At 69.6% G+C, this 23,523-nt stretch carries 23 protein-coding genes; 11 read left to right on the top strand and 12 right to left on the bottom strand.

Translation table 11 applies throughout. From position 1 onward, the window contains the following. Nucleotides 1-88 precede the first annotated feature (88 nt). Complete coding sequence (locus GRI72_RS05370) at nucleotides 89-1,384, top strand: spinster family MFS transporter (RefSeq protein ID WP_160732905.1); 1,296 nt, start codon at nucleotides 89-91, stop codon at nucleotides 1,382-1,384. Here the strand turns inward: GRI72_RS05370 and GRI72_RS05365 are convergent. Together GRI72_RS05365 and GRI72_RS05360 are read right to left on the bottom strand one after the other, a co-directional pair. After that, the gene (locus tag GRI72_RS05365; RefSeq protein ID WP_160732904.1) at nucleotides 1,381-2,220 is read right to left on the bottom strand and encodes a DUF817 domain-containing protein; all 840 of its coding nucleotides are present in this window, start codon (nucleotides 2,218-2,220) and stop codon (nucleotides 1,381-1,383) included. The genes GRI72_RS05370 and GRI72_RS05365 overlap by 4 nt on opposite strands. A gap of 4 nt (nucleotides 2,221-2,224) precedes the next feature. Then, nucleotides 2,225-3,406, bottom strand: coding sequence for a vWA domain-containing protein (locus GRI72_RS05360; RefSeq protein ID WP_160732903.1), 1,182 nt, complete (start codon nucleotides 3,404-3,406; stop codon nucleotides 2,225-2,227). Nucleotides 3,407-3,539: 133 nt separating this feature from the next. Between GRI72_RS05360 and GRI72_RS05355 the strand changes: the two genes are divergently transcribed. Continuing rightward, entirely contained in the window at nucleotides 3,540-4,940 is a 1,401-nt protein-coding gene (locus GRI72_RS05355) for a methyl-accepting chemotaxis protein (RefSeq protein ID WP_160732902.1), read from the top strand. 36 nt (nucleotides 4,941-4,976) lie between these two features. On the opposite strand, the gene GRI72_RS05350 is transcribed toward GRI72_RS05355, so the two are convergent. The 4 genes from GRI72_RS05350 to GRI72_RS05335 form a co-directional block, all read right to left on the bottom strand. Then, a complete protein-coding gene (locus GRI72_RS05350; RefSeq protein WP_160732901.1) occupies nucleotides 4,977-5,825 on the bottom strand; it encodes an AAA family ATPase in 849 nt (282 codons plus the stop codon). Between the two features lie 83 nt (nucleotides 5,826-5,908). Continuing rightward, the gene (locus tag GRI72_RS05345) at nucleotides 5,909-7,252 is read right to left on the bottom strand and encodes a serine hydrolase (protein ID WP_160732900.1); all 1,344 of its coding nucleotides are present in this window, start codon (nucleotides 7,250-7,252) and stop codon (nucleotides 5,909-5,911) included. Between the two features lie 10 nt (nucleotides 7,253-7,262). Further along, nucleotides 7,263-7,892: a hypothetical protein gene (locus tag GRI72_RS05340; RefSeq protein ID WP_160732899.1), complete on the bottom strand. Its 630-nt coding sequence runs from the start codon at nucleotides 7,890-7,892 to the stop codon at nucleotides 7,263-7,265. Next, complete coding sequence (locus GRI72_RS05335; RefSeq protein ID WP_160732898.1) at nucleotides 7,889-8,410, bottom strand: RNA polymerase sigma factor; 522 nt, start codon at nucleotides 8,408-8,410, stop codon at nucleotides 7,889-7,891. The genes GRI72_RS05340 and GRI72_RS05335 overlap by 4 nt, the downstream gene beginning before the upstream one ends. A gap of 197 nt (nucleotides 8,411-8,607) precedes the next feature. On the opposite strand from GRI72_RS05335, the gene GRI72_RS05330 reads away from it, so the two are divergent. Further along, on the top strand, nucleotides 8,608-9,822 hold the full coding sequence (locus tag GRI72_RS05330) for a bifunctional alpha/beta hydrolase/OsmC family protein (RefSeq protein WP_160732897.1): 1,215 nt from the start codon (nucleotides 8,608-8,610) through the stop codon (nucleotides 9,820-9,822). A 34-nt stretch (nucleotides 9,823-9,856) separates the two neighbouring features. Here the strand turns inward: GRI72_RS05330 and parE are convergent, their stop codons facing one another. After that, nucleotides 9,857-11,833: a DNA topoisomerase IV subunit B gene (parE, locus tag GRI72_RS05325; RefSeq protein ID WP_160732896.1), complete on the bottom strand. Its 1,977-nt coding sequence runs from the start codon at nucleotides 11,831-11,833 to the stop codon at nucleotides 9,857-9,859. Between the two features lie 134 nt (nucleotides 11,834-11,967). Further along, entirely contained in the window at nucleotides 11,968-13,128 is a 1,161-nt protein-coding gene (locus GRI72_RS05320; protein WP_160732895.1) for a penicillin-binding protein activator, read from the bottom strand. Nucleotides 13,129-13,166: 38 nt separating this feature from the next. Between GRI72_RS05320 and rsmI the strand changes: the two genes are divergently transcribed. The 4 genes from rsmI to GRI72_RS05300 are packed head-to-tail and all read left to right on the top strand — an operon-like array spanning nucleotide 13,167 to nucleotide 15,968. Further along, nucleotides 13,167-14,003 carry a 16S rRNA (cytidine(1402)-2'-O)-methyltransferase gene (rsmI, locus tag GRI72_RS05315; protein WP_337191140.1) on the top strand — a complete coding sequence of 279 codons (837 nt, stop codon included), beginning with the start codon at nucleotides 13,167-13,169 and terminating at the stop codon, nucleotides 14,001-14,003. Then, nucleotides 14,000-14,350 (top strand): YraN family protein, encoded by a 351-nt coding sequence (locus GRI72_RS05310; RefSeq protein ID WP_160732893.1) that lies wholly within the window; start codon nucleotides 14,000-14,002, stop codon nucleotides 14,348-14,350. The genes rsmI and GRI72_RS05310 overlap by 4 nt, the downstream gene beginning before the upstream one ends. 29 nt (nucleotides 14,351-14,379) lie before the next feature. Then, complete coding sequence (gene gshB / locus GRI72_RS05305; protein ID WP_160732892.1) at nucleotides 14,380-15,336, top strand: glutathione synthase; 957 nt, start codon at nucleotides 14,380-14,382, stop codon at nucleotides 15,334-15,336. Between the two features lie 20 nt (nucleotides 15,337-15,356). Then, nucleotides 15,357-15,968 carry a DedA family protein gene (locus tag GRI72_RS05300; RefSeq protein ID WP_160732891.1) on the top strand — a complete coding sequence of 204 codons (612 nt, stop codon included), beginning with the start codon at nucleotides 15,357-15,359 and terminating at the stop codon, nucleotides 15,966-15,968. A 9-nt stretch (nucleotides 15,969-15,977) separates the two neighbouring features. Here the strand turns inward: GRI72_RS05300 and GRI72_RS05295 are convergent, their stop codons facing one another. From GRI72_RS05295 to rph, 4 genes are all read right to left on the bottom strand, one after another. Further along, a complete protein-coding gene (locus tag GRI72_RS05295) occupies nucleotides 15,978-16,886 on the bottom strand; it encodes a tyrosine recombinase XerC (protein ID WP_160732890.1) in 909 nt (302 codons plus the stop codon). Then, nucleotides 16,883-18,034 carry a radical SAM family heme chaperone HemW gene (hemW, locus tag GRI72_RS05290; protein ID WP_160732889.1) on the bottom strand — a complete coding sequence of 384 codons (1,152 nt, stop codon included), beginning with the start codon at nucleotides 18,032-18,034 and terminating at the stop codon, nucleotides 16,883-16,885. Before hemW ends, GRI72_RS05295 begins: the two co-directional genes overlap by 4 nt. A gap of 64 nt (nucleotides 18,035-18,098) precedes the next feature. Beyond that, on the bottom strand, nucleotides 18,099-18,731 hold the full coding sequence (gene rdgB / locus GRI72_RS05285) for an RdgB/HAM1 family non-canonical purine NTP pyrophosphatase (RefSeq protein WP_160732888.1): 633 nt from the start codon (nucleotides 18,729-18,731) through the stop codon (nucleotides 18,099-18,101). Continuing rightward, nucleotides 18,728-19,444, bottom strand: a complete 717-nt coding sequence (gene rph, locus GRI72_RS05280; RefSeq protein ID WP_160732887.1) for a ribonuclease PH — start codon at nucleotides 19,442-19,444, stop codon at nucleotides 18,728-18,730. The genes rdgB and rph overlap by 4 nt, the downstream gene beginning before the upstream one ends. Before the next feature lie 156 nt (nucleotides 19,445-19,600). Here rph and hrcA point away from each other — a divergent pair, with 156 nt between their 5' ends. From hrcA to GRI72_RS05260, 4 genes are all read left to right on the top strand, one after another. Next, nucleotides 19,601-20,641 (top strand): heat-inducible transcriptional repressor HrcA, encoded by a 1,041-nt coding sequence (hrcA, locus tag GRI72_RS05275; RefSeq protein ID WP_160732886.1) that lies wholly within the window; start codon nucleotides 19,601-19,603, stop codon nucleotides 20,639-20,641. Between the two features lie 12 nt (nucleotides 20,642-20,653). Further along, on the top strand, nucleotides 20,654-21,295 hold the full coding sequence (gene grpE / locus GRI72_RS05270; RefSeq protein WP_160732885.1) for a nucleotide exchange factor GrpE: 642 nt from the start codon (nucleotides 20,654-20,656) through the stop codon (nucleotides 21,293-21,295). Then, nucleotides 21,296-23,083, top strand: a complete 1,788-nt coding sequence (locus GRI72_RS05265) for a DUF885 domain-containing protein (protein ID WP_160732884.1) — start codon at nucleotides 21,296-21,298, stop codon at nucleotides 23,081-23,083. 72 nt (nucleotides 23,084-23,155) lie between these two features. Further along, nucleotides 23,156-23,449 carry a glycine zipper domain-containing protein gene (locus tag GRI72_RS05260; protein ID WP_160732883.1) on the top strand — a complete coding sequence of 98 codons (294 nt, stop codon included), beginning with the start codon at nucleotides 23,156-23,158 and terminating at the stop codon, nucleotides 23,447-23,449. Nucleotides 23,450-23,523 lie beyond the last annotated feature (74 nt).

Below are 23,523 nucleotides of genomic sequence, written 5' to 3'. Positions count from 1 at the left end.
CCGCTACCACTTGACCTGAACCGCCGAGTAGGGGACCACTGCGCTCCGCGACGGGCATACCCGCGCTTTAGGAGAGGGGTCGATCACGATGGCGACGGCGGCGAAGGACGGCACGGCGCAGCGTTCGGTGCGGGCAACGCTCTGGATTCTGCTGGTCGTCTATATTTTCAATTTCATCGATCGCCAGATCGTGAACATCCTGGCCGAGCCCATCGCCTTGGATCTGGGCCTCAGCGACACGCAGATCGGGCTGATGACCGGGCTCGCCTTCGCGCTGTTCTACACCGCGCTAGGCCTGCCGATCGCGCGGTACGCCGATCGCCCCACTACCAACAGGCCGCGGCTGATCGCCGTCGCCCTGGCCACCTGGTCGGCAATGACGGCGCTGTGCGGACTGGCGCAGAACTTCGTCCAGCTGCTGCTCGCCCGGATCGGCGTCGGGGTGGGGGAGGCCGGGTGCACGCCGCCGGCCCATTCGCTGATCAGCGACATCGTGCCGCCCGAACGGCGCAGCTCGGCGCTGGCTTTCTACGCTCTGGGCATTCCGATCGGGACCCTGCTCGGCATGATGATCGGCGGGTTCCTGGCGGACTGGGTCGGCTGGAGGCGTGCCTTCCTGATCGTGGGCCTGCCGGGCATTGCGCTGGCGCTGGTGGTTCACTTCGTTCTTCGCGATCCGCGGACCCGCCTTGCCGGCGCGTCCGATTCGACGGCGCCGGCTGCACAGAACGAGATGTCGCTATGGAAGGCGGTCCGCTCGGTCATGGGCTCGCGCGCCTTCGTCCTGCTTCTTGCAGCCGGATCGACGGCATCGTTTCTCGCTTACGGCAAGGTCACCTGGACGACGATCTTCTTCCAGCGCACCCACGAGCTGACCCCGGGCGAGGTCGGCTTCTGGTTCGGCGTGGTCAACGGGGCGGCCGGTATCTTCGGCACCTGGCTGGGCGGATGGATTGCCGACCGGTTCGGGGCGAAGCGTCGCCGACACGTCCTGTCCGCGCCCGCCATCGGCATGGCCGTGGCCGCCCCGGTGGCGTTCCTCGCCTATCAGGCGACCAACTGGCAGGTGGCGCTGGCCCTGCTGATCGTGCCCACCGTGTGCAACTCGCTCTACTACGGCCCCACCTACTCGGCCGCGCAGGGGCTGGTGCCGCTGCGTGCGCGGGCGATCGCGGCGGCGCTGGTCCTGTTCTTCCAGAACCTGATCGGCCTGGGCCTGGGCCCCCTGTTCTTCGGCATGCTGTCGGACCTGCTTCAGCCCGGATTTGGGGAGGAAAGCGTGCGCTACGTGCTCTACGGCGCGGCCTTTCTCGGCCTTGTCCCGGCGTTCTTCTTCTGGCGCTGCAGCCTGAGGCTAGACGAAGAACTCGACAGGAAGGGCTAGCGCGGATCGGCCGGCCTGACCGGCTGCACCAGGCTGACGAGGACGAAGCTGATCAGCATCAGCAGGTACCAGCTGCCCAGCTTGGCCAGGCCGACCATCTCCCACCCGTCTTCCTGCCCGGGGTAGTGCCAGGCATTGGCGAACGTGGCGATGTTCTCCGCGAACCAGATGAACAGTGCGACCAGCGCGAATCCAACCAACAGCGGCATCCAGCGGTGGACCTGCCAATTGCGGAAATGGACCCGGGTGCGCCAGAACAACACGCCGGTCATGGCGAAGAGCGCATAGCGCAGGTCCATCGTCCAGTGATGGGCAAAGAAATTGATGTATATGCCTGCGGCGAGCAGCCAGGTCGCCCAGCGCGGGGGATAGTGGCTGAACCGGAAATCGAAGATCCGCCAGACCCGGGCGATGTAGCTGCCGACGGCAGCGTACATGAAGCCGGAAAAGAGGGGCACGGCGCCGATGTGGAGCAGGCTTTCTTCCGGGTAGATCCACGATCCGGCGGCCGTCTTGAACAATTCCATTACCGTGCCGACGACGTGGAAGATCAGGATCACGGAGGCTTCGCGCAGCGTCTCCAGCCGGAACGCGAGCAGCGCCAGCTGGATCGCCAGCGCGGCCAGCGTCAGGAAATCGTATCGATGAAGCGCGGCATCGGCGGGATAGAGGAAATGGGTCGCCAGAAGCAGGGCGAGGAGGAGCGCGCCGAACAGGCATGCCCAGGCCTGCTTGAAACCGAAAAGCAGGAACTCGTAGGCCCAGAGCTTCCACCCGGTGCCCGGATCGAAGCTCTCGAGACGGCGGCGGACCGCCTCGAACCGGGTGTGTTTCAAGCGCCTAGCCCTGCTTGCGGCTCAACTCGCGCATGGCATCGTCCAGCCCGTCGAGTGTGAGCGGGTACATGCGATCGTTGAGCAGTTGCCGCATGAGCTTAGTGGACTGCGAATAGCCCCACTGCTTCTCGGGAACGGGGTTGAGCCAGACGGTCGCGGGATAGGTGTTCGTCACCCGCTGCATCCAGGTGGCGCCCGATTCCTCGTTCATGTGCTCCACGCTGCCGCCGGGATGGGTGATCTCGTACGGGCTCATCGCGGCATCGCCGACGAAGATGACCTTGTAATCGTGGCCGTACTTGTGGAGCACGTCCCAGGTCTTCGTGCGCTCCTGCCAGCGCCGGCGGTTGTCCTTCCACACGCCTTCGTAAAGGCAGTTGTGGAAATAGAAGAACTCCAGGTTCTTGAATTCGGTCGTCGCGGCGCTGAACAGCTCCTCGCACAGCTTGATGAACGGGTCCATCGAGCCGCCGACGTCGAGAAACAGCAGCAGTTTCACCGCGTTGTGCCGTTCGGGCCGCATCTGGATGTCGAGCCAGCCCTGCTTGGCGGTGCCTTCGATCGTGGCGTCGAGATCGAGCTCGTCGGCGGCTCCTTCGCGCGCGAAGCGGCGCAGGCGGCGCAGCGCCATCTTGATGTTGCGCGTACCGAGTTCCCGGGTGTTGTCGAGGTTGCGGAACTCGCGCTTGTCCCACACCTTGACCGCGCGCTTGTGCCGGCTTTCGCCGCCGATCCGCACGCCTTCCGGGTTGTAGCCCGAATTGCCGAACGGCGACGTGCCGCCGGTGCCGATCCACTTGTTGCCGCCCTGGTGGCGCTTTTCCTGCTCCTCGAGCCGCTTCTTCAGCGTCTCCATGATCTCGTCCCAGTCGCCCAGCGACTTGATCTTTTCCATCTCCTCAGGCGTCAGGAACTTCTCGGCCACGGCCTTCAGCCATTCTTCGGGCACGTCCGCGGGGTTGGTTCCGTAGTCGGTGAGAATACCCTTGAAGACTTTCTGGAAGGCCTGGTCGAAGCGATCGAGGAGGCCTTCGTCTTTTACGAAAGTCGCGCGTGTTAGGTAGTAGAACGCCTCGGGCGTCTGCTCGATCACGTCGCGGTCGAGCGCTTCGAGCAGGGTCAGGTGTTCCTTGAAGCTGGCGGGGATCCCCGCGGCCCGCAGTTCGTCGACGAAATTGAAGAACATGGCGCCGGTTCCTACCCCCTTCGCGGGCCGACCGCCAGCGTGACGTTACGGCAAGTTTCCCGCCCAGCTTAAACCTTCGCTAACCACGACCGTTTAGTTGCCCGATGATTATCCTTCGGGGGGAAGCGCATTGATGGAAAACGCCAGGTTCGACGCCGAGGAACGGGAGCCGATCGACCGGATCCCCGACAGCTGCGGCGAAGTGACCGTCGGCTGCACCGACGTCGCGGGGATCGTGCAGGCGGTGATCGAATCGTCCGAGACGCTGCGCGCCGAGCACACCGCCCTGCGCGGCACGGTGGAGGAGCTGGAGGCCGACCAGCGCAAGGTTTCCCAGGCCAGCGACGAGGCGCGGATGCTGTCCGAGCGGGCGATCGACCGCCTGGGGCAGGGGACCGACCTGATCCAGTCCTCGCTCGGCCAGATCAGCGACCTGCTCGAACTCGTCGCCACGCTGACCCAGCACGTCACCGGCTTCGCCGCGGCGATGGACCAGGTGCGCCGCTGTTCGCAGGACATCGAGCAGATCGCCGAGACGACCAATATCCTGGCACTCAACGCGACGATCGAGGCCATGCGCGCCGGCGATGCGGGGCGGACCTTTGCCGTCGTCGCGAACGAGGTGAAGAGCCTGGCCGGCGACACGCGCCGCGCGACCGAGGAGATCGCCCGCACCGTCGATGCCCTGGGGGGCGAGGCCAATTCGGTCATCGCCCAGATCGAGAGCGGGGCCGAGGCGAGCAAGGAGGCCAAGGCGTCGGTCTTCCGGATCGAGCAGACCATCCAGGGCGTCGCCGAACTGGTCGAGGAGGTCGATCGCCACAACGACGAGATCGCCCGCGCGACCGGCACGATCAGCGGCCATGTGGGCCGGGTCCAGCAAGTGCTCGACAGCTTCGACGCCGCCGCGCTGGAGAACGAGAGCAAGCTGCAGAGCGCCCATTCGCGCATGGGCGAGCTGGAGATGACCGCGAGCGAGATGTTCGATTCGATCGTCAAGTCCGGGCTGTCGCCGCAGGACAGCGCGATGGTCGAGAAAGCGCAGGAGAACGCGCGCGAGGCCGAACGCCTGGTGGAACAGGCGATCGCCGCCGGCGAGATCACGCCGGAGCAGGTGTTCGACCGCGACTACGTCGAGATCGAGGGCAGCAATCCGCCGCGGTTCCGCACCGCCCTGATGGACTGGGCCCATGCCCACTGGCGGCCGCTGCTCGACCGGGTGGCGGAAGCCGACCCGGCGGTCCTCGCCAGCGCCTGCACCGACATGAACGGCTATCTGCCCACCCACCTGACCAGGCATTCGCAGGAACCGACCGGCGATCTCGCGCACGATACCGATTCGTGCCGCAACGGGCGGATCATACTCGATCCGATCGACCGCAAGGCGAAGCGCAGCAGCGCGCCCTACATGATGGCCGTCTACCGCCAGGAAGGCGACGGGAAGACCTATCGCGTCGTGCGCAACGTCTACGTGCCGATCCACGTCGGCGGGCGCCGCTGGGGCGATTTCGAGCTGGCCTATACTTTCAGCTGACAGGCCCGCCGGGAAAGTTCCGGCGGGTCCGGGCGGCTACTGCTGGCGCCGGGCCATGAAGGCGAGGCGTTCGAACAGCATCACGTCCTGTTCGTTTTTCAGCAGGGCGCCGTGCAGCGGCGGGATCGCGCTGTTGGGATTGGCATCCTGCAGCACCTCCAGCGGCATGTCCTCGTTGAGAAGGAGCTTGAGCCAGTCGAGCAGCTCGCTGGTCGAAGGCTTCTTCTTCAGGCCGGGAACCTCGCGGATCTCGTAGAAGACTTCCATCGCCTTGGTCACCAGGGCTTTCTGGATGCCGGGGAAGTGGACCTCGATGATCTCGCGCATCGTCTCGCGGTCGGGGAACTTGATGTAGTGGAAGAAGCACCGGCGCAGGAACGCGTCGGGCAGTTCCTTTTCATTGTTCGATGTGATGACCACGATCGGGCGTTCCTTCGCCTCGATCCGTTCCTGCGTCTCGTAGACGTCGAAGCTCATCCGGTCGAGTTCCTGCAGCAGGTCGTTCGGGAACTCGATATCGGCCTTGTCGATCTCGTCGATCAGCAGGACGGGAAGCTTCTCGGAGGTGAAGGCTTCCCACAGCTTGCCCTTCTTGATGTAGTTGCGGATGTCGTGGACCCGCTCGTCCCCCAGCTGCCCGTCGCGCAGGCGGGCGACGGCGTCGTATTCGTAAAGGCCCTGGTGCGCCTTGGTCGTCGATTTCACGTTCCATTCGATCAGCGGGGCGTCGATCGCCTTGGCGATCTCGTGCGCCAGGACGGTCTTGCCGGTCCCCGGCTCGCCCTTCACCAGGAGGGGGCGGCGCAGGGTGACCGCGGCGTCGACCGCGACCTTCAGGTCGTCCGTGGCGATATAGGAGCTGGTGCCTTCGAAGCGCTGTGTCATCCGGTTTCCTCGTGCAACTTTACGTGCGCGTTAAGCGGTGCGGCACGCGAGTGCAAGACCGGTCGGGCCGGAACCCGCGCGTTTCAGCCGGCCGGCGAAGCGGGTCCGGGCGCGTCGCGGCCGAGCGAGAGGGCCCGCTGCGCGATCAGTTCCAGCGCGCTCGTTTCCACCGGCGCTGTGGGATCGTTCCAGCCCAGCGTCAGGATGCGCCACTCCCCGTCATCGCCCTGGAGCAGCCAGGTGAGGTTGAGGACGCCCGGCTCCGACCCGCCCTTGTACCCGGCATAGCGCCAGTCCGCCCGGCGGATGTCGGGCATCGACGGGTTCACCGCCATGATCTCGCGCGCGGTCGGATCGTCGAGCGCGGCGATCCGGCCCAGCAGGCGGGCGAGGTCGCGCCCGCTGGCGAACCATTCGAGGCTGTCGATCGCGGTCGGCGCGGTGAAGGTCGGCTTCACGATCCGTTCGGGGTCGCCGGCGATCTCGGTCGCGAAAGCATCGAGCATCCGTTCCTGTTCCTCCTCGCTCGCGCGGGCATAGGCGAGGCCGTGCTCGATATCGCCCTTGAGGCCGAACAGCTCGAGCGTGGTGAGGAAGGGCAGGGTCCGCTCCGGCGCCGCGTGGCCGCTGGCGCGCAGTTCCGCGGCAATGGCATCGCGCCCGACCACGGCGACCAGCTGGTCGGTCGCGGTATTGTCGCTGATCGAGATCATCAGCGTCGCCAGCGTGTGGATCGTCACCGGCGCGCCTTCGGGCCAGGCCTGCGCGATCCCGCTGGGCAGCGATCGCCGGTCGAGCCGGACGACCTCGTCCCACGCGCGCTCCCCGCGTTCGACCTGGCGCGCCAGCGCCGAGAGGACATAGAGCTTGAAGGTCGAACCGATCGCCATCTGCGTATCGGCATTGACCGCCATGATCGGTTCCGCCCCGTCGCCCAGCGGCGCGTAATAGAGGCTGGTCGTGCCCGGCAGCGCGGCGAGGTCGGCGACGATCCTGTCGGCGCCATCGTCGAGCGGGTCGAACTGGTTGAGCAGGAGGCCGGCGACCTTGCCCTGCGCGTCGATCTGCATCGGGCCGGAGCCGATCGCGCGTTCGAACCGCAGCGCGATCGTGGCCGAGGCGGGGCCGGTGGCGGTGACCGCTTCCACGCCCTGCAGCGCCCCGAACTGGGCGACGAGGCGCTGCATCAGCTGCGCCAGCTGTTCGTCGGGCACGGCGGCGCGGAAGGAAGGCGCGAAGACGTCCGCCGCGGGCCGTTCCTGCCGCAGGACCGCGACCACGCCTTCGGCCGCTGCCTCCAGCGGGCCGGCGGCCTGCGCCTCGGGCGGTGCGGGCTGCGTGGGCTGGGCGGAAGCCCGGGCAAGCAGCGGAGCGGGCAGGGCCGCGGCGGCGACCAGGGGCGCAAGGGCCAGGGGCAAGAGCTTCATCGGTATCTCCTCAGTCGTGGGGCGGGCGGGGTGCCGCGCGATCGTTGTCGGCTCCGGCGGCCGATCCGGCGGCCGAATCGAGTGCCTCGATCTCGCGCGCCAGTTCGCGCGCGGCGCGGCGGTTGAGCCAGGCGATCCCGGCGAAGACCCCGGCGATCAGCGCGAGCGGCCCGGCCGCCGCGAGCGACGCGACGATCCAGCCTTCGGCGCGCGCGATCGGCAGGACCGATCCCACCGTCACCAGGGCGAGGCCGGGGACGAGCGGGGCGAGGTACCAGCGCGGCACGCTGGCCAGGGCATCGCGCTGGTGGACCAGCTGCGCGCGCAAGTGGCTGCGGCAATCGACCTCGGGCCGGTGGGGCAGGTTTCCGGCGCGGTAATAGAGGCCGCACAGCACCACGACCATGCCGACGATCCCGGCCAGCCAGCCCGCGGTGAGGACGATCTCGCCCGCGCGGGCGGTAAGCCACGCGGTCCAGGCGAAGACCGGGATCACCAGCGCGCCGGCGACATATTCGGTCAGGTTGCGGCGGCGGACCCGGCGTTCGAAGCGCGTGCGCCGATCGGCCAGCGCGTCGCCGGGGGTGAAGCGGGCCGACGCGCCTTCGGCGGCCCATTGATCGAATAGGGTGCGGGTCATCGGCTCGGTTCCACTTCGGGGTGTTCGAATGCGGCCGCGATCAGGCTCTTCACCCGGTGCACGCGCACTTGCGCGGCGCCGACGCTCAGGCCGGTGATCTCGGCGATCTCGCTGCCGCTCTGGCCTTCCAGCCACAACACGATGACCTGGCCATCGAGCGGGGGCAGGCGGCGGACCAGTTCGCGCACGCGTTCGATCGCGAGGTTTTCGGCCGCCTGGCGCTCGGCATCGCCGGCCTCGGGCAGGCTCTCGATCGCATCCAGCGGCACCGGCTCCGGCCGGCGGCTCGCCGCCGCGACGTGGTCTGCCGCGACGTTGTGCGCGACGCGATACGTCCAGGTCTTGAGCGAACAGCGCCCGTCGAAACGCGCGAAGCTGCGCCACAGCTCGGCATGGATGTCCTGCTCCAGGTCGCGCGCCTTCTCGCGATCGCGCTCGAACGCGCGGGCGAGGCGGGCGATCGCGGGTGCGAAAAGCTCGCCGGCCCGGGCGTAGAGAGTGTGCTGATCGCTGGACATGCCCCCTTAGTCCTGCCCCGGGCGAAAAGCTTACACGAAAGCGCGGAAAATTTCCCACCGCCCCGGCAAGGCGCTAGGTTCCCGGGCGGTTTCGCCGGTCGCCGTGCGCCTGTTATCGGGGCCCGTTGCCGGGACCTGTCGGGCGGGCAGCATATCGAGGGCCGATTCAGCAAGGGCCAATTCAGCAAGGGAACGCCATGCCGACCGAAAAGATCGCCGTAACCACCGCCGCCGGGCACGAACTGTCGGGTTCGCTCGAGCTGCCGACCGGCCTCGTGCGGGGGGCGGCGCTGTTCGCGCACTGTTTCACCTGCACCAGCCAGAGCAAGGCGGCGGTCGCGGTTGCCCGCGCCCTCGCGCGCGAGGGGATCGCCTGCCTGCGCTTCGACTTCACCGGGCTGGGCGGCAGCGGGGGCGAGTTCGGCCGGGCGGGATTTGCCACCGACGTGGAGGACCTCGTGGCTGCCGGGCGATACCTGGCCGACCGGTTCGGGGACAAGATCCTGCTGGTCGGGCACAGCCTGGGCGGGGCGGCGGTGCTGGCGGCGGCCGACGATCTCGGCTTCGACCGGGTGGCCGCGGTGGCGACGATCGGCGCCCCGTCGGACGTGCCGCACGTTCTGCGCAGGATCGAGGGCGACCTCGACGCGATCCGCGCGGGGACAACGGCAACCGTCTCGATCGGTGGGCGGCCGTTCGAACTGAGCGGCGAGTTCCTCGACCGGGTCGAAGCGACCGATCTCCTGGCCGAAGTCGCCCGGCTTCGCGTGCCGGTGCTGTTCCTCCATTCGCCGACCGACGACCTCGTCGGGGTGGAGAACGCCAGCGCCCTGTTCCAGGCCGCGCTCCATCCCAAGAGCTTCGTCAGCCTGGCGGGGGCCGATCACCTCCTGCTCGACGCCCGCGATGCGGAGTTCGCCGCGACCGTCATCGCCGGGTGGAGCACGCGATACCTCCCGCTGCGCGACGACTGGCCGATGCCCGAAGAAGGGGTCGTGGTGCGAAGCGGCCATGGCAAGTTCGGCACCGAAGTGCACACGCCCGCCCACCGCTTCGTGGCCGACGAACCGCGCAGCTACGGCGGCGACGACAGCGGCCCGACGCCCTACGACCTGCTCCTCGCCGCGCTCGGCACCTGCACCGCGATGACGATGCGCCTCTACGCCGATCGCAAGGGCTGGCCGCTGGAGGGGGCGACGATCCACCTCTCGCACGAGCGCGATCACGAGGAAGACTGCGAACACGCGCTCGATGGCGAGGACGGGCAGATCCAGGCGCTGCACCGCCGGATCGCGGTCCGCGGGCCGCTGGACGACGACCAGCGCCGCCGGATCGTGGCGATTGCCGACAAGTGCCCGGTCCACCGCACGCTGGAGGGGCACCTGCACATCCACACCCGGGCGGAGGACTGACCGGGACCCCTCGCGCACGGCCGCCGGTGCGCGATCAGGCGTCGATCATCTCGCGGTCGAACTCCCCGGCGCGGTTCTGGATGAAGTTGAACCGGTGTTCCGGGTTGCGCCCCATCAGCTGGTCCACCAGTTCCTTCACCGCGTGCCGCTGCTCGTGCTCGGCCGGCAGGGTGATGCGCACGAGGCTGCGGGTATCGGGGTTCATCGTGGTTTCGCGCAGCTGCTGCGGGTTCATCTCGCCCAGGCCCTTGAAACGGGCGACATCGACCTTGCGGCCCTTGAACACCGTCGCCTCCAGCTCCGCCCGGTGCGCGTCGTCGCGGGCATAGGCGCTCTCCTTCCCGGCGGTCAGGCGGTAGAGCGGGGGCTGGGCGAGGAACAGGTGCCCGCGGCGCACGACCTCGGGCATTTCCTGGAAGAAGAACGTCATCAGCAGCGTCGCGATATGCGCGCCGTCGACGTCGGCGTCGGTCATGATCACGATCCGGTCGTAGCGCAGGCTTTCCGGGTCGCAGTCTTTCCGGGTGCCGCAGCCCAGCGCCAGGACGAGATCGGCGATCTCGCTGTTCGCGCGGATCTTGTCGGCGCTGGCGGAGGCGACGTTGAGGATCTTGCCGCGGATCGGCAGGATCGCCTGGGTCTTGCGGTCGCGCGCCTGCTTGGCGCTGCCGCCGGCGCTGTCGCCCTCGACGATGAACAGCTCGGTCTCGCCCGCGCCTTCGCCGCTGCAATCGGTCAGCTTGCCGGGCAGGCGCAGCTTCTTGGCGTTGGTCGCGGTCTTGCGCTTGACCTCGCGTTCCTGCTTGCGCCGCAGGCGCTCGTCCATCCGTTCCATGACCTGCCCGAGCAGGGCCTTGCCGCGTTCCATGTTGTCGGCGAGGAAATGGTCGAAGTGGTCGCGAACCGCGTTTTCCACCAGGCGCGCGGCCTCGGGCGAGGTCAGGCGGTCCTTGGTCTGGCTCTGGAACTGGGGATCGCGGATGAAGACGCTGAGCATGATCTCCGCCCCGGTGACCACGTCGTCGGCGGTGATGTCCTTCGCCTTCTTCTGGCCGGTGAGGTCGCCGAACGCGCGCAGCCCCTTGGTCAGCGCCGCGCGCAGGCCCTGTTCGTGCGTTCCGCCGTCGGGCGTGGGCACGGTGTTGCAGTACCAGCTGGTCGAGCCGTCGGACCACAGCGGCCAGGCGATCGCCCATTCGACCCGCCCCTGTTCATCGGGAAAATCCTGCGTTCCCGAGAAAGGGCTGCTGGTCACGCACTCGCGGTCGCCGACCTGTTCGGCCAGGTGATCGGCGAGGCCGCCGGGGAACTTGAACACCGCCTCTGCCGGAACGTCCTCGCTCGCCAGGGCGGCCGCGCATTTCCAGCGGATTTCCACCCCGGCGTAGAGATAGGCCTTCGACCGGGCGAGCTTGAACAGGCGCCGCGGGCTGAACTGCCGCTCGCCGAAGATCTCGCTGTCGGGGGTGAAGGCGACGCTCGTGCCGCGCCGGTTGGGCGCCGCACCCAGTTCCTCCAGCCCGCCGAGGGTCGCCCCGCGCGCGAATTCCTGGGCATAGAGCTTGCGCTCGCGCGCGACCTCGACCCGCGTGTGGCTGGAAAGCGCGTTGACCACCGAGACCCCGACGCCGTGCAGGCCGCCGCTGGTCGCATAGGCCTTGCCCGAGAACTTGCCGCCCGAATGGAGGGTGGAGAGGATCACCTCGAGCGTGGACTTGCCGGGGAACTTGGGATGTTCGGCCACCGGGATGCCGCGCCCGTTGTCGGTGATCGTCAGCCGGTTGCCTTCCTCCAGCGAAACCTCGATCCGCGAGGCATGGCCGGCCACGGCCTCGTCCATCGCGTTGTCGAGGACTTCGGCGGCCAGGTGGTGCAGCGCGCGATCGTCGGTGCCGCCGATATACATCCCGGGCCGACGGCGCACGGGCTCCAGCCCCTCCAGCACCTCGATCGAGGAAGCGTCGTAATCGCCGCCCGTGGCGGCCGGGTTTTCGAACAGGTCTTCGGACATGGTCTGTCTATTGCGCCGGGCAGGGGCGCCGCTCAAGCCGTTCGGCGCGGTTATCCGACGCTCTCTTGCGGGTCAGCCGGCGGCACGAGGCCGCCGGTCGTTCGCGTATCACGCGGCGCGATGCCGCCCGCGCTTCAGAAACCACTCGGCGCGGGCGAGACGATGACGACCTGCCCGTCGCGGATCTCGCGCACTTCCATCGCGCGTTCGATCACCCCGTCGCGGCCGAACCGGAACGGCCCGTCGAGGCCGAGGAAGCCGCTGTCCTCGCGCAGTTGCGAGACCGGGAAGGGGCGTCCGACGCGCCAGTCCTGCGCGACCCGCAGCGCCAGCAGGACACTGTCGTAGCCGAGGGTGGAAATGCGATAGGGCTGCGCGCCGAAGCGGTTGCGATAGCTGTCGGAAAAACGCTTGAACCGCGCGTCCGACACGGCGGCGAACAGGGCCCCGCGCAGGGCCGCCGCACGGGTAACCGCGCTTTCGCCGCTCCACAGCTCGGTGCCGATGATCTGGGTCGCGCCGGTGCCGCGCGGCCGCAGCTCGCCCGCGGCCTGGGTCGCCAGGCGCGCGCCGTCGGCGATCAGCACCGTGTCGAACCCGCCTTCCTGCTTCAGCCGCTGGGCCGCGCTGACGATCGAGGTATTGCCGCGGGTATAGCGCTGCGTCGCCACCAGTTGCCCGCCCGAATCGCGCACCGCGCTGGAGAACGCGAGTTCCGCGCGGCGGCCGTATTCGCCGTCGGGCACGATCGCGGCGAAGCGTTCGGAGCCGCGATCGCGGGCATAGCTGACGCTGCGCGCGATCGACTGGTCGGGGATGTGACCCATCAGGAACACGTCGGGCCCGGCCACGGCGGTATCGTTGGAGAAGGAGATCAGCGGCACGTCGGCGGGCCGCGCCTCCGCCAGGACGGTCGGCACGTTGTCGCCCATCAGCGGGCCCAGGATCAGCCGGTTGCCGTCGGCGATCGCGCGCCGGGCCGCCTCGCGCGCGCCGCGCGCGGTGTCGTAGGTCGTGATCCGCAGGTTGTCGGCACTGGTATCGAGCAGGGCCATCGTCGTCGCGTTGGCGATCGACTGGCCGACCGCGCCGTTATCGCCCGACATCGGCACCAGCAGGGCGACGCGGTGCCGCGTCTCGTCGCTGGGCAGGCCCGAGGGGCCGGGATCGGGGGCGGGGGCCGGTTCGGGCGCCGGGCGGCTTGCCGGCCCCTTGGGAATGATCTGGCACCCGGCCAGGACGGCACTCGCCCCGGCGACAACCAGCATTCGCCGTGTCAGTTTCCAACGCTTCATGCTTGCGGCTCCCCGTCGTCGTGTTCATGGATGCGGGAGTGGCCCACCAACCTCTCCGACCCGGTCTCTATATAGTCGCGACCCCGATTGGCAATCTCGGCGACATCACCGTGCGGGCAGCCGAGACGCTGGCGCGCTGCGACGCGGTCGCGTGCGAGGATACGCGGGTGACCGGCAAGCTGATGAAGCACCTCGGGCTGTCGAAACCGCTGCGGCGTTACGACGACCACGCCGGCGCGGCGGAGCGCGAGCGACTGGTGGCGGACATGCACGATCAGGCGATCGCGCTGGTCAGCGACGCGGGCACCCCGCTCGTCTCCGATCCCGGCTATCGCCTCGTGCGCGCGGCACGGGCGGCGGGCATCGCGGTCACCGCGCTGCCGGGGGCCTGCGCGGCGATCGCGGGGCTGACCCTGTCGGGCCTGCCCAACGACCGGTTCCTGTTCGCCGGGTTCCTGCCCAACAAGGACAAGGCCCGGCGCGAGGCGCTGGAGGCCGTCGCCGGCATCGACGCGACGGCGATCTTCTACGAAACGGCGCCGCGCCTCGTGAAATCGCTCGACGCGATCGCCGCGGTCCTGCCCGGGCGCGAAGTCTCGGTCGCGCGCGAGCTGACCAAGCTGCACGAGGAATGCCGCACGGGCAGCGCGCCGGATCTCGCCCGGCATTATGCCGCCCATCCGCCGAAGGGCGAGATCGTCCTGCTGATCGGCCCCGGCGCGGCCGGCCCGCCGCCGGGGCAGGACATCGACGCCCTGCTGCGCGAGGCGCTGGCTTCGGCCAAGCCTTCGCAGGCCGCGGCGCAAGTGGCGCGGGCGACCGGGCACGACCGCAAGGCGCTTTACGCCCGGGCGCTGGAACTGCGCGGGGCATGAAGCGCCAGCGCGCCGAACGGCAGGGCCGGGCGGGCGAAGGGCGGGCCGCGCTGTGGATGCAGTTGCAGGGCTGGCGCGTGCTCGACCGCCGGCGCCGGACCCCGCTGGGGGAAATCGACCTCGTCTGCCGGCGCGGCAATGTGATCGCTTTCGTCGAGGTCAAGTGGCGGGCGCGGGCGGCCGAGCTGGACCACGCGATCGACGAGTTCCGCCTGGCCCGCGTCGCCGCCGCGGCCGAGGCGGTCGCGCACGAATACGCGAACGGGGGCGAGGACCTGCGGATCGACGTGATCCTCCTTGCGCCCGGGGCGATCCCCCGCCACATCGTCAACGCCTGGCAGCCCTGACGCCGATACCGACCGAAAGAGAACCCCCAATGCCCTTACGCGTCGCCATCCAGATGGACCCGATCGAAAGCGTGCGGATCGCGGGCGATTCCTCGTTCGCGCTGATGCTTTCCGCCCAGGCGCGCGGCCATCGCCTGTGGCACTACGACGTTGCGACCCTGGCCTGGGAGGACGACCGGGTCACCGCCTGGGCGCGCGAGGTCTCGGTCCAGCGGGTGGAGGGCGACCATTTCCGCTGGCTGGGGGAGCGGGAGAGGATCGACCTCGGGCGCGACATCGACGTCGTCCTCATGCGGCAGGACCCGCCGTTCCACCTCGGCTATATCAGCGCCGCCCTGCTGCTCGACCGGCTGCGCGGCGAAACGCTGGTGGTCAACGACCCGCGCGAAGTGGTCAACGCGCCGGAAAAGATGTTCGTGCTCGATTACGCGCGGTTCATGCCGCCGACGCTGATCGCGCGCGAACTGGCCGACATTCGCGATTTCCACCGCCGCCACGGCGCGGTCGTGGTCAAGCCGCTGCACGGCAACGGCGGCAAGGCGATCTTCCGGATCGACGCCGACGGGACCAACCTTTCCGCGCTGGCGGAAGTGTTCAACCAGACCTGGCCCGAACCGCACATGGTGCAGCCCTTCCTGCCCGAGGTGGCCGAGGGCGACAAGCGGATCGTGCTGATCGACGGCGCGTTCGCCGGGGCGATCAACCGCTTCCCGGGCGAAGGCGAATTTCGTTCCAACCTCGCCCAGGGCGGCCATGCCGAAGCGGCCGAACTGACCGCGCGGGAAGAGGAGATCTGCGCCGCGATGGGGCCCGAGCTCAAGCGGCGGGGCCTCGTCTTCGTCGGGATCGACGTGATCGGCGGCAAGTGGCTGACAGAGATCAACGTCACCAGTCCCACGGGGATCGTCGCGATCGACGCGTTCAACGGCACCGACAGCGGCGCGCGGATCTGGGACGCGATCGAGGCGCGCCACGCGGCGCTCTGACCCCGGCAGCCCGCAGCCCCATGCACGAGATCATCATCGAGGCGATAGCGCGCGGCGGCTATCTCGGCATCGCGGTGCTGATGGCGCTGGAGAACATCTTTCCCCCGGTGCCGTCCGAAGTGATCATGGGCATCGGCGGCGTGCTGGTGGAGCGCGGGGAGATGGCGTTCTGGCCGCTGATGCTGGCCGGAACGATCGGGTCGACCGCGGGCAACTACGCCTGGTTCTGGCTCGGCGATCGCTGGGGCTACCGGCGGCTGCGCCCGTTCATCGACCGCTGGGGGCGCTGGCTGACGCTCGACTGGGAACATGTCGAGGGGGCCTCGCGCTTCTTCCGCCGGCACGGGCAGTGGGTCGTGCTGATCCTGCGCTGCACGCCGGTGTTCCGCACGATGATCTCGCTGCCGGCGGGGCTGGCGCACATGAACGTCTGGCGCTTCCTCGCCTTCACTTTCGTCGGCGCGGGGGCGTGGAACGCGCTGCTCGTCATCGGCGGGGCGGCGCTTGCGCGCTACCTCGAAGGGTACGAGCATGTCTTCGGCTGGATCGTGCTCGGCCTCGTCGGGGTGACGCTGGCGGCTTATTTCTGGCGGGTCGCGACCTGGACCCCGCGCAAAGGCGGCGAGGACTGACCCCGGCGGTCAGTCGCCCGGCTCCTCCCGCTCGCGCGGGTGGGCGGCGCGATAGGTGTCGAGCAGGGTCGCCGCATCGACCCGGGTGTAGATCTGGGTCGAGCCCAGGCTGGCATGGCCCAGAAGCTCCTGCAGCGAACGCAGGTCGGCCCCGGCGCCGAGCAGGTGGGTGGCGAAGGAATGGCGCAGGGCATGGGGGGTGGCGCTGGCCGGCAGCCCCAGCGCGGTGCGCGCACGGGCGACCGCTTTCTGGACCATGCCCGGGTTGAGCGGGCCGCCGCGTGCCCCGCGGAACAGGGCCTGGTCATTCGCCGCGGGCCAGGGGCACAGGCGCGAATATTCGTCCACCGCCGCGCGCACGACCGGCAGGATCGGGACGACGCGCTGCTTGCCGCCCTTGCCGGTCACGGTCAGCGTGTCGCCCAGCGGCAGGTCGCCGCCCCGCAGCGAAAGCGCCTCCGCGATCCGCAGGCCCGCGCCGTAGAGGAGAAGGAGGACCGCGCGGTCGCGCGCGCCGATCCATCCCTCGGCCGCATCGGCCGCGACGAGGTCGGCCAGCCCGCTCGCGTCGTCGGGCGTGACCGGGCGCGGCAGGCCCTTGCGCAGGCGCGGCCCGCGCAGGCGCGGCGCGGCGGCATCGGCCCGGCCCGCGCGCTCGCGGGCGAAGGCGACGAAGGCCTTGAGCGCGGACAGCTCGCGCGCGGTGGAGGCGTTCGAAAGCCCGTCTGCCCGGCGCCGGGCGAGCTGCGCGCGCAGGCCGGGCGCCTCGATCGCCGCGACGGCGGGCCACTGCGCGCAACCGGTGGCGGCGAGCAGGCGCTGCGCGGCGGCGAGGTAGGCGCGCACCGTGTGCGGCGAGCGGCGCCGGCCCTGCTCCAGGTGGTCGCGCCACTCTGCCAGCAGGTCGGGCGCGCTCATGCCGCGACCAGCCCGGGATGGACCAGTTCGCCCAGGATCGCGTCGAGCACCGGCATCCCGCGCGCGGTGACGCGCAGGCGATCGCCCTCGCGCCGCAGGAAGCCGAGCCGCGCGAGCATTTCCTGCCGCTCCGCGTCCACCAGGCGCCCGGGCGGAATGGCGAAGCGGCGGGCGAGGGCGGGCAGGTCCACCCCCTCGCTCAACCGCAGGCCCATCAGCAGCGCCTCGGCCGCGGCGGTCGGCGGGGACAGCGCGCTCTCTTCCGCGATCCCGTGCCCCTGGCGGGCGACCGCGGCGAGCCAGTTCTCGGGCTTGCGGTGCCGCTGGGTCGCGACGCCGCCGCGCCGCCCGTGCGCGCCGGGGCCGATCCCGCAGTAATCGCGATAGCGCCAGTAGGTGAGGTTGTGCCGGCTTTCCTCCCCCGGCCGCGCGTGGTTGCTGATCTCGTAAGCCGGCAGCCCGGCGGCGGCGGTCATCGCGCGGGTCAGTTCGAACAGCTCGGCCGCCGGATCGTCTTCCAGCGGCGCGAAGCGGCCGAGCCTGACGTCGGTGGCGAAGCGCGTATTGGGCTCGATCGTCAGCTGGTACAGCGAGAGGTGCCCGGTCCCCAGCGCCAGCGCGCGGGCCAGCTCGCCCTCCCACGCTGAGGGCTGCTGGCCGGGGCGCGCATAGATCAGGTCGAAGCTGACGCGGGCGAACTGGCGCTGCGCCACTGCGAGCGCGCGCAGCCCCTCGTCGGCATCGTGCAGCCGCCCGAGGAACCGCAGGGCCGCGTCATCGAGCGCCTGGAGACCGAGCGAGACGCGGTTGATCCCCGCTTGCGCGAGGCCGCCGAAAGCCGCCGCCTCGACCGAGGAAGGATTGGCCTCCAGCGTGATCTCGATCCCCTCGGCAAAGCCCCAGAGGCGCTCCGCCTCCGCCAGCAGGGCCGCGACGAGGGCGGGCGGCATCAGCGAGGGGGTGCCGCCGCCGAAGAAGATCGAGCCGAGGGGCTCCCCGCCCGCGAGCGCGGCCTCGTGCCGCATGTCGGCGACCAGCGCGTCCTGCCAGGCGGCGTGATCGACCGCGTCGCGCACGTGGCTGTTGAAGTCGCAATAGGGGCACTTCTTCAGGCAGAAGGGCCAGTGGATGTAGAGTGCGCGTGCCACGAGGCATCCCTAGCATGGCCGGCCCGGCGGCGAAACGCGCCCCCGGGCGAGGGCGGCGCGCCCGTCAGCCGGCGCCGAACTGTTCCGCGACGAGTTTCGCGAAAGCATCGGCCCGGTGGCTGATCCGGTGCTTTTCCGCCGGGTCGAGCTCGGCGAAAGTCCGGTCGCGGCCCTCGGGCACGAAGACCGGGTCGTAGCCGAAGCCGCATTCGCCCCGCGGCGGCCAGGCGAGCGTGCCGGCGACGCTGCCTTCGTAAACCGCCTGTTCGCCGTCGGGCCAGGCGAGCGCGAGCACGCAGTGGAAGGCCGCCGCGCGCGAGACGTCGGGCCCCTCGGCCGCGAGCAGCCCCTCGACCTTGCCCATGGCCATGTACCAGTCGCGCCCCGGCTCGCCTTCGAACCACTGCCGTTCGGCCCAGTCCGCGGTATAGACCCCGGGCCGCCCGCCCAGCGCCGCGACGGCGAGGCCGCTGTCGTCCGCGAGCGCGACGATCCCCGACGCCTCGGCCGCGGCGCGCGCCTTGAGCAGGGCGTTCTCGACGAATGTCTGGCCGGTTTCCGCCGGCTCGGGCAGCCCCAGCGATCCCGCGCCGATGCAGGATACGCCATGGGGTTCGAGCAGCGCGCCGATTTCCTTCAGCTTGCCGGCGTTGTGCGTGGCGATGACGAGCGAGCCGGCACCGATGCGGCGGGTCATTTCTTCACCGCCTCGCGCTGCGCCTCGAAGATCCGGTCGCAACCGATCCGCGCGAGGCGGAGCAGGCGCAGCAGGCCTTCCTCGTCGTAAGTCGCGCCTTCCGCGGTCGCCTGGACTTCGGCGATCTGCCCGCCGGAGATGAGCACGAAGTTGGCATCGGCATCGGCGGCGCTGTCCTCGTCGTAATCGAGATCGAGCACCGGCGTCTGCTGGTGGATGCCGCAGCTGACCGCCGCGACCTGGGCCTGGATCGGGTCTTCGGCAAGCTCGCCGCTCTCGATCAGGCCGTCGATCGCCAGGCGCAGCGCGACCCATGCGCCGGAGATCGCCGCGGTCCGCGTGCCGCCATCGGCCTGGATGACGTCGCAATCGAGCGTGATCTGCCGCTCGCCCAGCTTGCCGAGATCGACCACCGCGCGCAGCGACCGGCCGATCAGCCGCTGGATTTCCTGGGTCCGGCCGCTCTGCTTGCCTTTCGCCGCCTCGCGCTGGCCGCGGGTATGCGTGGCGCGCGGCAGCATCGAGTATTCGCCGGTGACCCAGCCTTCGCCCTTGCCGCGCAGCCACGGCGGGATGCGTTCCTCGACGCTGGCGGTGCACAGCACGCGCGTATCGCCGAAACCGATCAGGCACGAGCCTTCGGCATGGCGGGTGAACCCGGTTTCGATGGTGATGGCGCGCATTTCGTCGGGCGCGCGGCCAGAAGGACGCATGGGGATTGTCTCCGTTCGCTCGGGGCCTTGCACCGGGGCATGTCCGGGTGCCGGGGGCCGTTCTTGCCGATCGCGCTAGATGAAAAGCCCATGCTTCGACAAGCGGCGCGCGATGGGAAATTGAGATTGCCCGGCGAATTGCCTAATTTCCCCTGCATGGCACCACCCGTCACCGAACTGACCGATCGCGCCCGGGCCATCTTCCGGCTGGTCGTGGAAGGCTATCTCGACAGCGGGCAGCCGGTGGGCTCCAAGACGCTCGCCGGGGAACAGGGCCTCAACCTGTCGCCTGCCTCGATCCGCTCGGTCCTGGCTGACCTCGAATCGCTGGGGCTGCTGGCCGCACCGCATACCAGCGCTGGCCGGATGCCGACCGAGAGCGGGCTGCGCCTGTTCGTGGACGGCATGATGCAGGTGGCCGAGCCGAGCCGGGCCGAGCGCAAGGAGATCGAGCGGCGACTGTCCGAACCCGGCCCGATCGAGCAGGCGCTGGAACAGACCAGCGCGATCCTGTCCGACATCTCGGGCGCGGCGGGCATGGTCATGGTGCCCCGGCTCGAGCCGCGACTGGCGCAGTTCAACCTGGTCAACCTGGGGCAGGGCCGGGTCCTCGCGGTCCTGGTGGGCGAGGACGGCGCGATCGAGAACCGCGTGATCGAGCTGGGCGAAGGGGCCGCGCCGCAGATGCTCGAACAGGCCAGCAACTACATCACCGCGCGGCTGGCCGGGCGCACCCTGGCAGAGGCGGTCGCCGCGATGCGGGCCGAGATCGCCTCCGGCAAGTCGGAGCTGGACGAGGCCAGCAGCAGCCTGGTCGAACGCGGGCTGGCGGTGTGGAGCGAGGATGCCGCGCAGCGGCCGGTCCTGATCGTGCGCGGCCAGGCCCGGCTGCTCGACGAAGCGGCACTGTCCGATCTCGACCGCGTGCGCTCGCTGCTCGACGACCTGGAGAACAAGCAGTCGGTGGCCGACCTGCTCGAAAGCGCGCGCGAGGCGGAAGCGACGCGGATCTTCATCGGCAGCGAAAATCGCCTCTTCGCGCTCAGCGGCTCGTCGGTCATCGCCTCCCCCTATCGCGACCGCGAAGGGCGCGTGGTCGGCGTGCTGGGGGTGATCGGCCCCACTCGGTTGAATTACGCCCGGGTCGTCCCCATGGTGGACTTCACCGCCCGTTCCCTGGGCAAACTCATCGGGTAGATACGAGAAAACATGAGCGACAACGATACTCGCAAGAACGGCGAGCCGGCCCGCGACGAGGCCGTGGAAAAGGAACTGGAAGGCGTTCCCGAGGAATTTCTGAACGACGCCGGCGAGGCAGAAGGCGACGGCGACGGCGACGGCGACGACAAGGGCGATGCCGGCGATGCCGGTGATGCCGGCGACCTGAACGAAGCGCTCGCCGCGCTGCGGGCCGACCTCGATGCCGCAAAGCAGGATGTTCTCTACGCCCGGGCCGATACGCAGAACGTGCGCCGCCGGCTGGAAAAGGACGTGCAGGACGCGCGCAATTACGCCGCGACCGGCTTTGCGCGCGATATCCTCTCGGTCGCGGACAACCTTTCCCGCGCGCTCGACCACGTCCCGGCCGGCCTGCGCGAGGACGAGCAGGCCCGCCGCTTCGTCGAGGGGATCGAGGCGACGATGCGCGAGATCGAGAAAGTCTTCGCCCAGCACGGGATTACCCGGATCGCCGCGACCGGGATGCCGCTGGACCCCAATGTCCACCAGGCGATGATGGAAGTCCCGGCCGAAGACGGGCAGGAGCCGGGGACGATCGTGCAGGAGCTGCAATCGGGCTACATGATCAAGGATCGCCTGCTGCGCCCCGCCATGGTCAGCGTGGCCAAGTAGATGGCCGGACGGCGGGGAGGGGGCCCGGCGCGGGCGGTTCGCACGATCCTGGCCGCGGCCGTCCTGGCCCTGGCCGTCACCGCGGCCCCGCCGCTCGCCGCCCGGGACAGCGCCGACGGCCAGCTCGCCGCGCTGGCCGATGCCTATTACGAATACCAACTCGCCGAACACCGGCAGGTGGAACAGCCCAACGGCAGCATCGCGCCCGGCCCGCGGCTGTGGTCGGTCACGCCGGAGGCGCAGCGCGCGCGGGCGGACAAGGCGCGCGAGTTCCTCGCCCGGCTCGAGAGGCTCGACCGCGAGGCGCTCGGCCCGCAGGCACGGATCGACGCCGCCGTCCTGCGCACCCTGCTGCAGCACGAGATCGGCGATGCGCGCTTTCGCGAATGGGAAATGCCGTTCGACAGCGATTCGAGTTTCTGGAGCTATCTCGCGCCGCGCAGCGGCTTCGCCACGGTCGAGGAATACGAACGCTACATCGGCCGGATGCGCGACATCCCGCGCTATTTCGACGAGCACATGGCCAATGCCCGCGCCGGGCTGGAGCGGGGCTTCAGCGTTCCGCGCGTGACGCTGGAGGGGCGCGACGCCTCGATCGCGCCGAACGTGGTGGACGATCCCGAGGACAGCCCGTTCTGGACCGCGTTCGAACGGATGCCGGCGCGCATCCCGGCCGAAGAGGCCGCCCGGCTGAAGGCCGAGGGGCGCGCCGCGATCGCCGGCAGCGTGACCCCGGCCTATGCCCGCCTGCTCGCCTTCTTCCGCGACGAGTACCTGCCGCGTACGCGCACGTTGCTGGCGGCCAGCGAAATGCCCGACGGGCCGGCCTATTACCAGCAGCAGATCGCGCAGTACACGACGCTCGACCTCACGGCCCCGCAGATCCACGAGATCGGCCTGGCCGAAGTCGCGCGGATCACCGCCGAGATGGAAGCCGTGCGCGAAGAAGCCGGCTTCGAGGGGGCGCTGGAAGACTTCATCGCCTTCCTGCGCAGCGATCCGCGCTTCGTCGCCGACGACGCGGACGAGCTGATGGGCGTTTCGGCCTATGTCGCCAAGCGCGTGGACGGCGTGATCGCCGACTATTTCGGGTTCCTGCCGCGCCACCGGTTCACGATCCGCCCGGTGCCCGACGCGATCGCGCCGTTCTACACCGCCGGGCGCGGGGGGCTGGATGCGTGCATGATGAACACGTACGACCTGCCTTCGCGCCCGCTCTACAACATCCCGGCCCTGACGCTGCACGAATGCATCCCGGGGCACAGTTTCCAGGCCGGCGTCGCGCTGGAGCAGGAAGATGCCCCGCGCTTCCGGCGCCAGACCTACTTTTCCGGCTTCGGCGAGGGCTGGGGCCTCTACGTCGAGTACCTGGGCGAGGAAATGGGCATCTACCGCACGCCCTACGAACGGTTCGGGCGCCTCAGCTACGAGATGTGGCGCGCCGCGAGGCTGGTGATCGACACCGGCATCCACCACTATGGCTGGAGCCGCGAACGGGCGATCGACTACCTCGCCGGGCACACGGCCCTGTCGCGGCACGAGGTCGAGACCGAGGTCGATCGCTACATCAGCTGGCCCGGTCAGGCGCTCGCCTACAAGCTGGGCGAGATGACGATGCGGCGGGTGCGCGCGAAGGCCGAGGACGCGCTGGGCGATCGGTTCGACATTCGCAAGTTCCACGATGTCGTGCTCTCGCTCGGCTCGGTTCCGCTGCCCGTGCTGGAGGAACGGATCGACCGTTTCATCGCCGATGGCGGCCAGGGGCTGCCCGGCGTCGCTTACGACTGAGCCGGCGGCAGGCCGGAACCTCGGCCCGCGCGATCCGTAGCGTTACCGACAGGGATGCAACGGAGACATGCCATGAAAACCAAGATGCTTCTCGCGCCGGCGCTGCTGGCCACTTCGCTCGGCCTCGGCGGCTGTGCGGACAACTACGCGGTGGAAGGCGCGGGCCTGGGCGCCGCGGCCGGGGCCGCCGCCGCCGCGATCACCGGCGAAGACTTCGAGACTTACGCCATTGCCGGGGCGGCGATCGGCGGGATTGCCGGCTATTTCAAGGACAAGGATAACGACTGCGACGGCTGGTACGAACGCAACGGCCGCTATCTCGACGACGATTGCCGCCACGACGACCGCTATCGCGACTATTTCTAGGCGCCGCGAGTCAGGCGAGGAAAGGGGCCGCTCCCTTGCCGGGGGCGGCCCCTTCTTCGTGCGCGGTGTCGAAG

It is taken from the genome of Pelagerythrobacter marinus (genome assembly GCF_009827515.1).
GTDB classification, from domain to species: domain Bacteria; phylum Pseudomonadota; class Alphaproteobacteria; order Sphingomonadales; family Sphingomonadaceae; genus Pelagerythrobacter; species Pelagerythrobacter marinus.
Note: the sequence above shows the minus strand (reverse complement) of the source record. Positions and strands in the feature narration are given on the sequence as shown.

Bases quoted from the DNA above. Each gene is read 5' to 3' on its own strand.
- GRI72_RS05370 (WP_160732905.1), top strand. From the start codon at position 89: ATGGCGACGGCGGCGAAGGACGGCACGGCGCAGCGTTCGGTGCGGGCA.
- GRI72_RS05360 (WP_160732903.1), bottom strand. From the start codon at position 3,406: ATGTTCTTCAATTTCGTCGACGAACTGCGGGCCGCGGGGATCCCCGCC.
- GRI72_RS05355 (WP_160732902.1), top strand. From the start codon at position 3,540: ATGGAAAACGCCAGGTTCGACGCCGAGGAACGGGAGCCGATCGACCGG.
- GRI72_RS05350 (WP_160732901.1), bottom strand. From the start codon at position 5,825: ATGACACAGCGCTTCGAAGGCACCAGCTCCTATATCGCCACGGACGAC.
- GRI72_RS05345 (WP_160732900.1), bottom strand. From the start codon at position 7,252: ATGAAGCTCTTGCCCCTGGCCCTTGCGCCCCTGGTCGCCGCCGCGGCC.
- GRI72_RS05340 (WP_160732899.1), bottom strand. From the start codon at position 7,892: ATGACCCGCACCCTATTCGATCAATGGGCCGCCGAAGGCGCGTCGGCC.
- GRI72_RS05335 (WP_160732898.1), bottom strand. From the start codon at position 8,410: ATGTCCAGCGATCAGCACACTCTCTACGCCCGGGCCGGCGAGCTTTTC.
- GRI72_RS05330 (WP_160732897.1), top strand. From the start codon at position 8,608: ATGCCGACCGAAAAGATCGCCGTAACCACCGCCGCCGGGCACGAACTG.
- parE (WP_160732896.1), bottom strand. From the start codon at position 11,833: ATGTCCGAAGACCTGTTCGAAAACCCGGCCGCCACGGGCGGCGATTAC.
- GRI72_RS05320 (WP_160732895.1), bottom strand. From the start codon at position 13,128: ATGAAGCGTTGGAAACTGACACGGCGAATGCTGGTTGTCGCCGGGGCG.
- GRI72_RS05310 (WP_160732893.1), top strand. From the start codon at position 14,000: ATGAAGCGCCAGCGCGCCGAACGGCAGGGCCGGGCGGGCGAAGGGCGG.
- gshB (WP_160732892.1), top strand. From the start codon at position 14,380: ATGCCCTTACGCGTCGCCATCCAGATGGACCCGATCGAAAGCGTGCGG.
- GRI72_RS05300 (WP_160732891.1), top strand. From the start codon at position 15,357: ATGCACGAGATCATCATCGAGGCGATAGCGCGCGGCGGCTATCTCGGC.
- GRI72_RS05295 (WP_160732890.1), bottom strand. From the start codon at position 16,886: ATGAGCGCGCCCGACCTGCTGGCAGAGTGGCGCGACCACCTGGAGCAG.
- rdgB (WP_160732888.1), bottom strand. From the start codon at position 18,731: ATGACCCGCCGCATCGGTGCCGGCTCGCTCGTCATCGCCACGCACAAC.
- rph (WP_160732887.1), bottom strand. From the start codon at position 19,444: ATGCGTCCTTCTGGCCGCGCGCCCGACGAAATGCGCGCCATCACCATC.
- hrcA (WP_160732886.1), top strand. From the start codon at position 19,601: ATGGCACCACCCGTCACCGAACTGACCGATCGCGCCCGGGCCATCTTC.
- grpE (WP_160732885.1), top strand. From the start codon at position 20,654: ATGAGCGACAACGATACTCGCAAGAACGGCGAGCCGGCCCGCGACGAG.
- GRI72_RS05265 (WP_160732884.1), top strand. From the start codon at position 21,296: ATGGCCGGACGGCGGGGAGGGGGCCCGGCGCGGGCGGTTCGCACGATC.
- GRI72_RS05260 (WP_160732883.1), top strand. From the start codon at position 23,156: ATGAAAACCAAGATGCTTCTCGCGCCGGCGCTGCTGGCCACTTCGCTC.